This window comes from Brevibacterium sp. 'Marine' (assembly GCF_012844365.1).
GTDB lineage: Bacteria > Actinomycetota > Actinomycetes > Actinomycetales > Brevibacteriaceae > Brevibacterium.
In genome coordinates, this window is the sequence record NZ_CP051626.1 from 848,949 (window position 1) to 861,551 (window position 12,603).

A 12,603-nucleotide genomic window follows, 5' to 3' on the forward strand; every position below is an offset into this window, starting at 1 on the left:
GTCAGGCACCGCCCTCGACGGTCGCGGTCGGCAGGCCAGGCTCACGGTCGTACACGGCGACGGCGTCGGCATTCCAGCTCAGCTCCACCTCGGTGCCGGCGCTGATCGGCTCCCGCCCGGCGGCGGGGACGCGAGCGAGGATCTCGTCGTTGTCACCGACGACGATCATGTACTGAATGACGTCGCCTAAGAACGAATACGAGATCACCGAGCCGCGTGCCGTGTTCGCATCCCCGGAAGCCTCGCCTGCGGGGGCGACGTGCATCCGTTCGGGACGGATGGCTGCGCGCACTCGGTCGCCGACGGTGAGATCACGGGGTTCACCTGCGGCGGTGGATGGTTTGAGTGTCAGCGTCGGGGCCGTAAGCACAGCGTTGGCCGAGCGCAGGGTCGCGGTCGTCGCATCGGTGGACGCCACCTCGGCGGAGATGAAGTTCTGCTTGCCGATGAAGCCGGCGACGAAGCCGTTGTGCGGGTTCGCGTAGATGTCCTCACCGGTCCCGATCTGCTGGATGACGCCGTCGTACATGACGACGATGCGGTCGCTCATCGCCAGTGCCTCGTCTTGGTCGTGGGTGACGAAGACGAAAGTCGTGTCGAGTCTCGTGTGGAGTCGTTTGAGTTCGAGCTGCATCTCCTCCCGCAGCTTCCGGTCGAGCGCGGACATCGGCTCGTCGAGGAGGAGGACCTGCGGGCGGTTGACGAGCGCGCGGGCCAGGGCGATGCGCTGTTGCTGACCGCCGGAGAGCTGTTCGGGCTTGCGTCCGGCGAAGTCCTCCATCTGAACGAGTGCCAGGGCGTCTCTGACCCGTTGGGCGATCTCCGGTTTCGGAACCTTCGCCTGCTTGAGTCCGTAGGCGATGTTGTCGGCGATGTTCATGTGCGGGAAGAGCAGGTACGACTGGAACACCGTGTTGACCGGTCGGCGGTGCGGCGGCAGGGACACGATGTCGTTGCCGCCGAGCAGGATCGCCCCGTCGGTGGGGGTCTCGAACCCGGCGATCATCCGCAGCAGGGTGGTCTTTCCGCAGCCGGAGGGGCCGAGCAGGGAGAGGAATTCGCCCTTGCGGACGCTCAAATCGAGGCGTTCGATGGCGGTGTTGTCGCCGAAGACCTTCTTCACGCCCTGGATCTCGAGGTGGTCGAGTCCGGTTTCCGCAGAGGGCGCCGAGGTGGCTGTGCTGGTCATGATGGCCTTTCGTCGTCAGCGGGCTGAGCCTGTGGTGGTCGGTGCGGACGTGGTGGTCGGTGTCAGAGGCGGCAGATCATCGTGGACGATGCGGCCGTCGCAGATCGTCAGAACGTTGGTGATTCCGGCGATGTCGGTGGTCGGCAGAGTGAAGGGGTTGACACTGGCCAAGGCGAGGTTCGCCGGCCGACAGGGGCGGATGTGGCCGTTGTCGGCCGAGCGCAGGAGGTGTGCCGAGCCTGCGGTGTAGGCACGCAGTGCCGTCGTCAGGTCGATCGCCTCGTCCGGCAGCAGGGGAGAGGTGTCCGCGGCGGTGGGGTGTGAGCGGTTGAGTGCGACATGGATCGCGTCCCACGGGTTCGCCGTCGACACCGGCCAGTCCGAGCCCATCGCCAGATGGGCGCCGGTGCGGTTGAGAGACCCGAAAGGGTAGAGCCAGCCGCTGCGTTCGGCGCCGAGGAACGGTAGGTTGAGGTCGATCATCTGCTCGTCATGGCAGGCCCATAGTGCCTGCAGGTTCGCGGTGATGCCGAGTTCGGCGAAGCGCGGCACATCGGCGGGATCGACGACCTGGACATGGGCGATATGGTGGCGGCGTTCGCCGGTGTTGGGTGCGCCGGTCGTCCCGGTGCCGGCGGTGCCCTGGCTGCGGACGGCCGCGAAGGCGTCGAGGGCTGCCTTGACGGCGGCATCGCCGATCGCATGGCAGTGGATGTCGAAACCGGCCGCATCGAGGGCCGCGAACGAGGCCTCGAGGTGGTGCTGCGTGAAATAGCTCGTTCCGAAGCCGCCGCAGGTGCACGTGTATTCGTTCGTCATCGCCGCGGTCCGGGATTCGACGATCCCGTCGAGCATGAACTTCACCGAGGTGGCGCGGAAGCGTCCCTCGGCACGGGCGAGATCGGTCAGTCGGGCCACCTCGGCGTCGATGTCGGTGACACCGCGCGGCCACCACAGACTGCCGACGACTTCGGAATGGAGCTCGCCGGTCTCCGCCGCCCCGACATAGGTGCCGTACGGGTCGCGGTGACCGCCGTAGTCGCCGACGATGGCGTCCATCCATGCAGTCACCCCGAGGGAGTTGAGATAGCGCTGACCTTCGCGCAGACCGGCCAGGACCTCCTCGTCGGAGGCCGCGGGAACCGATGCGGAGACGAGGTCGATGGCCGATTCGTGCAGGCACCCAGTGGGCCGACCGGTCGAATCGGTGACGATGACGCCGCCGGCAGGCGCCGTCGACGTCTCGTCGAGTCCGGCCGCGGACATCGCCTGCGTGTTCACCCATGCCGAATGATGGTCGGCGCTGAGCAGGATCGCGGGCCGATCGGGGCAGGCCGCGTCGAGGATGTCGGCACTCGGATCGCCCCCGGGGAAGTGCGCCATCGACCAGCCTCCGCCGATGACCCAGTCGTTCGCAGGGTCGGTCGCGCCGTCATCACGGGTCGTCTCGGCGACATACTCACGGATCATCTGCAGCGCCGCCTCGAGGCTGTCGGCTCCGCTGATATCGCAGGCCAGGGCCTCCTGGCCGCCGAAGGTCGTGTGCACATGCGCATCGACGAATCCGGGAGTGAGCAGCCTGCCGGCGGCGGTGATCGTGCGCGCGGCGGGCACCGCTGCGGGACCGGTGCCGATCTCGGTGATGATCCCGTCGCGGATGCTCACGCGATCCTCGGGGCGCAGAGCCTCACCGTCGAAGATCGCGACGTCGAGGATGTCGAGGTCCATCGGTGCCTCCCGACTGCTGTGTCGTGGCAGAGGCGGATCGCAGAGTCCGCTCACTGTGTGTCCTGAATCACTGTGAAGTCACCTTAGCGGAAGTTCACTCCCGATTCCACTGATTCCGTTGCTCAATTGCGGCTCTATTGATGGAAACTGCAACGCAGATTGCCAGTGATGCTGAATCAGCGTCTCATTCCGCGATATTCGCACAGGAGGAGTTGGCGGCTCGAATGTCGGCGACAGCGGGCAGGAGGTGGCCGGGGAGTCTCTGGGAACGACGAAGCCGCGGGGCACCGACTGTGTGTCGGTGCCCCGCGGCTCACGCACTGGCGCTCTGCGGCGCGCAGGGTCTCAGCCGGGGAACGTCTCCCCGGTGAGCTTCTCGAAGGCCTCGATATAGCGGGCACGGGTCTTCTCGACCACCTCGGCGGGCAGCGGCGGGGGAGGAGTGTCCGATGCCTTGTCCCACCCGGATTCTTCGGTCAGCCAGTCGCGGACGAACTGCTTGTCGAAGCTCGACTGAGCCTTGCCGGCCTCATAACCCGCGGCGTCCCAGAAGCGGGAGGAATCAGGGGTGAGCACCTCGTCGCCGAGAACGATCGTGCCATCGGGCAGGGTTCCGAACTCGAACTTCGTGTCGGCGAGGATGATCCCGCGTTCCCGGGCGATCTGCTCGGCACGCTGGTAGATCTCCACGGTCAGATCGCGCAGCTTCTCCGCCGTCTCCGTCCCGACGGTCTCGGCGACGGCATCGAAGCTGACGTTCTCATCGTGGTCGCCGAGCTCCGCCTTCGTCGCCGGAGTGAAGATCGGAGGCTCGAGGCGATCGGCCTCGACGAGCCCGGCGGGCAGCTGGATGCCGCACACCGATCCGGTGGCCCGGTAGTCCGACATTCCCGAACCGGTGAGGTAGCCGCGGGCGACGCACTCGACGGGGAACATGGAGAGATTCTGCACGATCAGCCCGCGCCCGGCCACGGCGGCCGGCACGTCCGAGCTGATGACATGGTTGCCGATGACATCGGCGAGCTGATCGAACCACCACAGGCTCAGACCGGTGAGCACCTTGCCCTTGTCCGGGATCTCCGAATCGAGCACCCAGTCGTAGGCGGAGATGCGGTCCGAGGCGACCATGAGCAGCTGCTCGGCGCTCGCGGCATCGGCGGCATCGGCGGGAATGTAGAGGTCGCGGACCTTCCCCGAATACACATGCTTCCAGCCCGGCAGCACTGGGGCGACCGGGGCGGGGGCGGCGTAGCCGGAAGCGAGCTCGATACGTCCGGCGGCGGCCGCCTCGGCGATATCGGTGCGATGCTGCTCGCCGTCCCATGCGATCTCGTCGACCGCGGCATAGGCCCTCGCGCGTGCATCGTCGAGGTCGTCACCGAGGGAGACGACGGAGAGCACGCGGCCGCCGGAGGTGACGATGTCACCGGTCTCGGCGATGTCCTTCGTGATCACGGCGTCCTCGGGGGCGAACCCGCCGCTGGGGCCGGTCGCGAGCTTCGTGCCCGCGTGAAGGACGCTGACGTCGGGCAGGGCCGCGGCGGTGTCGAGCCCGCGGATGATGTCTCCGGTGCTCGGCGTGCCCGGGTAGTTCTCGGCGGCCATGACCACGGTCACCGAGGAGCGCGGATCCCATTCGAGGGCCGCGACTTCGTTGAGGCGCCCCTCGGCGGCGGCGAGCAGCGTCTGGCCCAGGGGGCTGGCCAGCCGGGCGAGCACGGACTGGGTCTCCGGATCGCCGAAGCGGACGTTGAACTCGATGACGCGCAGGCCTTTCGACGTCAGCGCCAGACCGCAGTAGAGCAGACCGGTGAACGGCGTGCCGCGGCGGGCCATCTCATCGACGACGGGTTGGGCGACGGTGTCGACGATCTCGTCGACCGTGCCGGCGGGCAGCCACGGCAGCGGCGAATACGCGCCCATTCCGCCCGTGTTCGGGCCGGTGTCGCCGTCGCCGATGCGTTTGAAGTCCTGCGCCGGGGCCAGGGGGACGGTGGTCGTGCCGTCGCAGAGGACGAACAGGGAGACCTCGGGGCCATCGAGGTAGTCCTCGATGACGACGCGATCGGAGACCTCGAGGCAGGAGCTCGCATGCGCCAGCGCGGCATCGAGGTCATCGGTGACGACGACTCCCTTGCCGGCGGCCAGTCCATCGGCCTTGACCACGTGCGGGGCGCCGAATTCGCGCAGCGCGGCGGCGGCCTCATCGGTCGAATAGGCGACGACGGTGCGGGCAGTCGGCACGTTCGCGGACTCCATGACCTCCTTCGCGAACGCCTTGGAGCCTTCGAGGTGAGCGGCTTCCGCGCTGGGGCCGAAGACGGGGAAGGAGGCTTCGCGCAGAGCATCCGCAACACCGGCGACCAGCGGGGCTTCGGGCCCGATGACGACGAGGTCGACGTCGAGGGTCTCGGCCAGCGCGGTCACGGCGGCGGCATCCGAGGCGTCGACGGCCTCGGTGTGGGCGATCTGCGCGATCCCGGGATTGCCGGGAGCGGCGATGACGGCGTCGACCTGCGGGTCGCGCGAGAGAGCGAGGACAAGGGCGTGTTCACGGGCGCCCGAACCGATGACAAGAACCTTCACGTCACCAGCCTAAAGGGTCGTAGGCTTGAGTGCGTGACCCTCTCGACTTTCACTCCCGCCCAAGCCGCCGAGCTCGCAGTCGTCGAGCGCTCCGGGTTCATCGAATCCCGGCACATCGGATCCGCCGTGGTCCTCGCCCCGGACGGATCGCCGCTGATCAGCCTGGGCGCCCCTGAGACAGCCGTGTTCACACGCTCCAGTCTCAAACCGCTGCAGGCGATCGCCGCGATGAGCCTCGGCGCGCAGCTGACAGGTCCTGCCGCGGCCCTGGCGACCGCCTCGCACAAGTCCGAGGCCGGGCACGTCGAGGTCGTCGAATCGATGCTCGAGGTCGCCGGGTTGAGCGTGTCCGACTTGCAGTGCCCGTCCGCCCATCCCGCCGACGGAGACTTCCGGCGTGAACTGCAGGAGCGTGCACGGGCTCGTTCAGATGCGGACACCGACCCGCGCTCGCCCTTGTACTTCAACTGCTCCGGCAAGCATGCGGCGTTCCTCGCCGCCGCCCGTGCCATCGGTGCCGACACCTCCACCTACCTGTCCCCGGACCATCCCGTGCAGCAGAAGGTCGCCGAGGTGGTCGCCGCCTTCGCCTCCGAGGAACCGTCCGCGCTCGGCATCGACGGCTGCGGTGCTCCCGTGTTCGCGCTCAGCCTCACCGGATTGGCCCGCGCTGTCGGCCGTGTCGTGCGGATGGGCAGCGCCGACGGCCCCGCCGAGGCGGCGACAGGGGCATGGACCGCGTATGAGGACGAGGCGCGCACCCTCACCGAGGCGGTCTTCGCCGACCCGTGGGCGATCGAGGGACACGGCCGACCGAACTCGACCGTCATCGACCGGCTCGGCGTCTTCGCCAAGGGCGGGGCCGAAGGCGTCATCGTCATGGCCACCCGAACCGGGTATTCGGTGGCGGTGAAGTGCCTCGACGGGTCCTCGCGGGCGACCGGGCTCGTGGCGCTGACCCTGCTCCGGCGGGCCGGAGCGTTCGCTGCCGGGCCGGGAGCCGCCTCGGCGCCGGAGGATGACACGGTCGACGCCGTGATCGAAGCGATCACGGACACGGTCACCGGGGGCACGGATTCCGAGGGGCGGACGGACGTTGTCGGCACGCTCTGCGTGGGTGAAGATGTAGCGAAGATTCGGCGGAGGGAGCAGAACTGATGGCGATTCGCAGAAGGATAGACCCCGATCAGGGGCGCAGTGCCGTGGAGATGTGGCTGACCCAGGCGAGGCTCGATGCGGCCCCGGCCGACCGGTCGACCACCGCCACCGCCGTGCGCTTCACCCTCGAAGAGCTCGCCTCCCGCGCCGAAGGCAACAGCGTCGAGGTTCGGGTCCCGCCGTTCGGGGTCACGCAGTGCATCGCCGGACCCCGGCACACCCGCGGCACCCCGCCGAACGTCGTCGAAACCTCCGCCGAGGTGTGGCTGGCCCTGGTCACCGGACGCACCGACTTCGCCACCGCGCTCGCCGCCGGAGACATCGACGCCTCGGGAACCCGAGCCGACCTCGGCGACTTCCTGCCCCTGTTCACCGCTGCCGAACTCGAGGACCGACGATGAGTGCACAGATCACGCAGACGACGTCGTTCATCGGCGGGCGGCATGTGCCCTCTCTGCTCACCTACGCGAACATCGACCCGGCGACCGGCGGCCAGCTCGGCGACATCGCCCGCGCCGGAGCAGATGAGGTCGACCGAGCCGTGCGGGTGGCGGCGAAGGCGCAGCGGGAATGGAAACGCTCGAGCCCCGAACAGCGCTCCCGTCTGCTCATCGCCACGGCGGCCGTCATCACCGCCAACCGCGACGATCTGGCCCGCATCGAATCCGAGGACACGGGCAAACCGCTGACCCAGGCCTATGCCGACGTCGACGTGTGCGCCCGCTACTTCGAGTTCTACGGCCACACCATCGAGTCCTACTACGGTCACGCGATCCCGCTGGCCGAGGACATGCACGTCTACACGCGGCGGGAGCCCTTCGGCGTCACCGGCCACATCGTGGCCTGGAACTATCCGCTCCAGCTCATCGGCCGCGCCGCCGCCACCTCGCTGGCCACCGGCAACTGCGCCGTCGCCAAACCCGCGGACGAGACCCCGCGGTCGACCGTGCGACTGGCCGAACTCATCCACTCCGTCGGCTTCCCCGCCGGAGCCTTCAACGTCGTCACCGGCCTCGGCGCCGAGGCGGGAACGGCACTGAGCGCCCACCCCGGGGTGGCGCACCTGGGCTTCGTCGGATCGACGCAGACCGGTTCGGCCATCGCCCACGCCGCCGCCGAGCGGGTCGTGCCCACGGTCCTCGAACTCGGCGGGAAGTCCGCGAACATCGTCTTCCCCGACGCCGATGTCGATGCGGCCGTTCCGTCGCTCGTGCGCTCCATCATCCAGAACGCCGGGCAGACCTGCTCGGCCGGCTCCCGGCTCATCGTCCACCGCGACATCCACGCCGAGGTGGTCGAGAAGATGGCGACGGCCATGGCGGCCGTGACCATCGGCTACGGCCTCGACGACCCGATGCTCGGCCCCCTGATCTCGGCCAAGCAGCACGATCGGGTGGACGGGTTCCTCTCCGAGGTCGATTCCGGGCAGATCGTCACCGGCGGCACCCGGCCCGACGGCCTGGCCGACGACCTCGCCGCGGGGGCGTTCATCACCCCCACCATCGTCGACTCCGTCGACCCGCAGTCGCGGATCGCCCAGGAGGAGGTCTTCGGTCCCGTCGTCGCGACCCTGCCGTTCGCCGACGACGATGAAGCCGTGGCCCTGGCCAACGGCACCGACTACGGGCTGGTCACGGCTCTGTGGACGCAGAACATCTCCCGTGCCCACCGCCTGGCCGCCGAGGTCGACGCGGGTCAGATCTTCGTCAACACCTACGGTGCCGGCGGGGGAGTCGAACTGCCCTTCGGCGGGTTCAAGAAGTCCGGCTACGGGCGCGAGAAGTCCATCGAAGCCCTCGACGAATACACACAGACGAAGACCGTCGCCATCAAGCTGTGACGGTGCCGACGAGGGCGGAGCTGAGATGACCTTCCCCGTCCTCGGGCTCGTCCTCCTCGCCGCGATCGCCCACGCCGTGTGGAACCTCGCCGCGAAGTCCGTCACCGGCAAGGGCTTTGCCTTCGTACTCGGCTACCACGGGCTCTCGGCGATTCTGCTCGCCCCGGTCGCGGCCGTCATCATCGCCACCGGCGCGCAGCCGCTGAACTGGGGGCTGGTCGGCGCGGCGGCACTGAGTGCAGTGTTCCACATCGCCTACTCGGTGACTCTGCAGTCGGGATATGACCATGCGCCGCTGGGCGTCGTCTATCCGACGGCGCGCGGCACCGGGCCGGTCGTGACGATCATCATCGCCGTGGCCCTCCTGGGTGAGCGTCCCACCCTCACCGAGGCTCTCGGAGCCTTCACCGTCATCGCCGGAATCGCTGTCGTCACGATCCGGCCCCGCGGTGGGGACGGTCCCACCACCAGCGACGGTCTGCGGCGCGGCCTGGCGTGGGGTGGGCTGATCGGGGCGTTCATCGCCTCGTACACGCTCTGGGACGACTTCGCGGTCAACCATGTCAGCGACTCCCCGCTGCTGTACTTCGCGGTCTCCGAAGCCTGCGTCGGACTGATCATGACCGCGGGAGCGTTCACCCTGCCCGGAGGCCAGGACCGACGCGCGGACCTGCGTGAGATCCTGAGGAACCACAAGCGGGCACTCGTGACCGTGGCGATCCTCTCGCCCTTGGCGTATGTGCTCGTCCTCTACGCGATGCAGCAGGCGCCGGTGGCGCTCGTGGCTCCCGTGCGGGAGACCTCGATCATCGTCGGCACCCTGCTGGCCTGGTGGTTCTTCGGGGAGAGGAACGTGCTGCTCAAACTCGCCGGTGCCCTCGTCGTGGTCACCGGCATCGGGCTCATCGCACTCGGCTGACGGGGCTGCGGCTCAGCGGCGACGGCCGGGCTGACGGCGGTTGACCCGCACCACCCGGACCGGACACACGGCGTGGGAGAGCACGCCCTGCGACGTCGACCCGAGGATGGTGGAGACGAAGCCGCCGCGGCCACGGGAGCCGATGACCATGAGATCGGCGGTGTATGTGGCGGACACGAGCACCTCAGTGGCGGGAGCGTCGAAGATCGAGTACCGCACCTCGAGGTCGGGGAAATCGGTCGTGAGCGAATCGGCCGCGGCGGTGAAGGCCTTCGCCGCTTCGTCGTACATCCGGATGAGATGCTCTTCGCTGGGCATCCACTCCGGCGAGAGGATGTGCGTGGCGGTGACCCCGACGAGGCGCAGCGGAACACCGTAGATCGCGGCCTGAGCGGCAGCTGCGCGCAGCACCGGGGTGTCGGTTTCGAAGGGATCGACGGCGGCGACGACCTCCCCGGAGAAGTCGGGGCGTGAACCGGTCTCCGCCTCGGCGGAGGGACCATCCGTCGTGCGGACGGGATCATCGACGGGCAGGGGAGTCGTGGGCATGACTCGGGTGGGCCAGGTGCTCGGGACGACGACGGTGGGGCACTGCGAGTGCGCGGGCATCGCCAAGGCCACGGACCCGAGGAGGCGACCGGCGAATCCGCCGCGACCACGTGCCCCGACGACGGCGAGGGCGGCGTTCTTCGAATGCTCGACCATCACTCCGGAGGCGTCACCGGGAGCGATCGTCGTCGAGACGGGAATCCCGGCCTTCGTGACGGTGGCGGCGGCCGCCTCGGCGATGGATTCGACGGTCTGCTTCACGGCACTGTCGAAATCGGCGGGGTAGACGATATCGGCCTGGCTCATATTCACGCCGGGGACGGTGTAGGCGGAGACGATGCGGATCTCTGCGGAGGTCTTCTGTGCGTGCATGATCGCCCATTGCAGGGCGCATTCGGCGTTGTCGGAACCGTCGATGCCGACGATGATCGTATGGGACATATCGCAAACCTCTGTCTTCAGTGACCGTCAATCTGGTTGAGTCCAGTTTAGTTGTGTCCAGTTTATGGGAACTGGCATGAGACTGCCTGGGAGGAACCTCAGGCTGACTCGACTAGACTGTTCGCGACCTGTAGTTCCGGGGCGATCCCGGCGATCCATCGGCCCATCCGGCCACATGTCCAAGGAGATCATGAAGGACCAGATCGACGTCTCCGTCCGTCGCAGCCCCAAGTACTCGGTGTTCATGGGCATCGGCGCGGTTCTCGGCATCGTGCTCGCCGGAATCCTCGCGGTCTTCGTCGACCCGGCCGATATGCCGATGGGCTACACGGTGGCCAAGGGACTGGGTCTGCTGCTGCTCGTCCTCGGGATCGGGGGACTGTTCCTCGGCGGACTCGTCGCGCTCATCCTCGACTGGCGGGGACGGAAGACATCGAAGGAATTCCGGGTCGATGCACAGATCGACATGGTCGACGATCCGAAGGAGATCGCGCGCCGTCGCATCGCCGAAGCCCGCGGGGAGGACCCGGATGCCGACGCTGGCGAGGGTGGGACCGCCTCGGCGAGCCAGGATGCCGCACCTGCGGTCGACGATCCGGCTCCCGCGGCCGATGACGGGGACGATGCGGGAGCCGGACGGGATTCGGCCCCCGGTTCCACAGTCTGAGCACCGCGTCAGAGGGCCTGCGCGGGTATGAGACAATTTCACTCGTGGCAAGAGGAGACGGGCAGCTGACGCACGAAATCGACCCCCAGGACCGCGGACCGCAGGATGAATGCGGTGTGTTCGGAGTCTGGGCCCCCGGCGAGGAAACCGCCAAACTCACTTACTTCGGGCTCTACGCCCTGCAGCACCGCGGACAGGAGTCCGCGGGGATCGCTGCCAGCAACGGCAAGCAGATCCTCATCTACCGTGACATGGGCCTGGTCTCCCAGGTGTTCCATGAACGCGATCTCGAGCTCCTGCAGGGCCATATCGCCGTCGGGCACACCCGGTATTCGACGACCGGATCACCCTCTTTCGAGAACGCCCAGCCCACGCTGGGGCCGACTCCGTTCGGCACCGTGGCGCTGGCCCACAACGGCAATCTGACGAACTTCGACGCCCTCGAGGCCATGGCCGACGCTCGCCGCGACCATGCGACGAAGGTCGTCGAGGAGGCCACGAAGAAGACGGCCCGCACCCGGCCCTTCCGCGACTCCTCGAACGACACCTCCCTGGTCACCGAGCTCTTCGCGACCGAAGAGGGTGAGAACCTCACCGAGGCGGCTCTCAACCTGCTGCCTCATGTCGAAGGCGCGTTCTCGCTGGTCTATATGGACGAGCACACCCTCTATGCAGCCCGTGACCGGCACGGGGTCAGGCCCCTGTCTCTGGGCCGGTTGGAGAACGGCTGGGTCGTTGCCTCGGAGACCGCGGCACTCGACATCGTCGGCGCGAAGTTCGTCCGCGACATCGAACCCGGAGAGCTCATCGCCATCGACGAAGACGGTCTGCGCTCGCACCGCTTCGCCGAGCCGAGCCAGGCCCGCTGCGTCTTCGAATACGTCTACCTCGCCCGTCCCGACAGCATGCTCGCCGGCAAGAACGTCCACGCCGCGCGCACCCAGATGGGCCGGCAGCTGGCCGAGGAGTACCCGGTCGACGCCGACCTCGTCATCGCCACCCCCGAATCCGGCACCCCGGCGGCCGTCGGCTATGCCGAAGCCTCGGGCATCCCGTTCGGTCAGGGGCTGATGAAGAACGCCTATGTCGGCCGCACCTTCATCCAGCCCTCACAGACCCTGCGACAGCTGGGCATCCGCCTCAAGCTCAACCCGATCCGGGAGAACATCGAGGGCAGGCGCCTCATCGTCGTCGACGATTCGATCGTGCGCGGCAACACCCAGCGGGCGCTCGTGCGGATGCTGCGAGAGGCAGGAGCGGCAGAGGTCCATGTGCGCATCTCCTCCCCGCCGGTGAAGTGGCCGTGCTTCTACGGCATCGACTTCGCCACCCGTGCCGAACTCATCGCCAACGGGCTGACCACGAACGAGATCTGCGAGAACCTCGGCGCGGACTCCCTGGGCTATATCTCCCTGGACGGCATGATCGCCGCCACCCAGCAGGAACGCAGCCAGCTGTGCACCGCCTGCTTCTCGGGCGAGTACCCGATTCCCGTCAACAACACCCCCGCCGACAAAGGATGCTGA

10 protein-coding genes are annotated in these 12,603 nt (G+C 68.0%); 6 read left to right on the forward strand and 4 right to left on the reverse strand.

What is annotated here, in order from left to right; translation table 11 throughout:
* Position 1: 1 nt before the first annotated feature.
* The 3 genes from HF684_RS03645 to purD all read right to left on the reverse strand — a co-directional run bounded on the left by HF684_RS03645 (position 2) and on the right by purD (position 5,503).
* Positions 2–1,189: an ABC transporter ATP-binding protein gene (locus HF684_RS03645; protein WP_169251386.1), complete on the reverse strand. Its 1,188-nt coding sequence runs from the start codon at positions 1,187–1,189 to the stop codon at positions 2–4.
* A 15-nt stretch (positions 1,190–1,204) separates the two neighbouring features.
* Entirely contained in the window at positions 1,205–2,917 is a 1,713-nt protein-coding gene (locus HF684_RS03650) for an amidohydrolase (protein WP_169251387.1), read from the reverse strand.
* A 345-nt stretch (positions 2,918–3,262) separates the two neighbouring features.
* Positions 3,263–5,503, reverse strand: a complete 2,241-nt coding sequence (purD, locus tag HF684_RS03655; protein ID WP_169251388.1) for a phosphoribosylamine--glycine ligase — start codon at positions 5,501–5,503, stop codon at positions 3,263–3,265.
* A 33-nt stretch (positions 5,504–5,536) separates the two neighbouring features.
* Between purD and HF684_RS03660 the strand changes: the two genes are divergently transcribed.
* Genes HF684_RS03660 through HF684_RS03675 form a run of 4 tightly spaced genes read left to right on the forward strand, consistent with a single transcriptional unit; the run spans position 5,537 to position 9,420 of the window.
* Positions 5,537–6,661, forward strand: a complete 1,125-nt coding sequence (locus tag HF684_RS03660; RefSeq protein ID WP_169251389.1) for an asparaginase — start codon at positions 5,537–5,539, stop codon at positions 6,659–6,661.
* Positions 6,661–7,062: a sterol carrier family protein gene (locus HF684_RS03665; protein ID WP_169251390.1), complete on the forward strand. Its 402-nt coding sequence runs from the start codon at positions 6,661–6,663 to the stop codon at positions 7,060–7,062. The genes HF684_RS03660 and HF684_RS03665 overlap by 1 nt, the downstream gene beginning before the upstream one ends.
* Positions 7,059–8,501 (forward strand): aldehyde dehydrogenase family protein, encoded by a 1,443-nt coding sequence (locus tag HF684_RS03670; protein ID WP_169251391.1) that lies wholly within the window; start codon positions 7,059–7,061, stop codon positions 8,499–8,501. The genes HF684_RS03665 and HF684_RS03670 overlap by 4 nt, the downstream gene beginning before the upstream one ends.
* Before the next feature lie 25 nt (positions 8,502–8,526).
* Positions 8,527–9,420 (forward strand): EamA family transporter, encoded by an 894-nt coding sequence (locus HF684_RS03675; protein ID WP_169251392.1) that lies wholly within the window; start codon positions 8,527–8,529, stop codon positions 9,418–9,420.
* 12 nt (positions 9,421–9,432) lie between these two features.
* On the opposite strand, the gene HF684_RS03680 is transcribed toward HF684_RS03675, so the two are convergent.
* Positions 9,433–10,410, reverse strand: a complete 978-nt coding sequence (locus HF684_RS03680; RefSeq protein WP_169251393.1) for a universal stress protein — start codon at positions 10,408–10,410, stop codon at positions 9,433–9,435.
* Between the two features lie 190 nt (positions 10,411–10,600).
* Here HF684_RS03680 and HF684_RS03685 point away from each other — a divergent pair, with 190 nt between their 5' ends.
* Positions 10,601–11,077 carry a hypothetical protein gene (locus tag HF684_RS03685; RefSeq protein ID WP_211168061.1) on the forward strand — a complete coding sequence of 159 codons (477 nt, stop codon included), beginning with the start codon at positions 10,601–10,603 and terminating at the stop codon, positions 11,075–11,077.
* A 44-nt stretch (positions 11,078–11,121) separates the two neighbouring features.
* Entirely contained in the window at positions 11,122–12,603 is a 1,482-nt protein-coding gene (gene purF, locus HF684_RS03690; protein WP_169251394.1) for an amidophosphoribosyltransferase, read from the forward strand.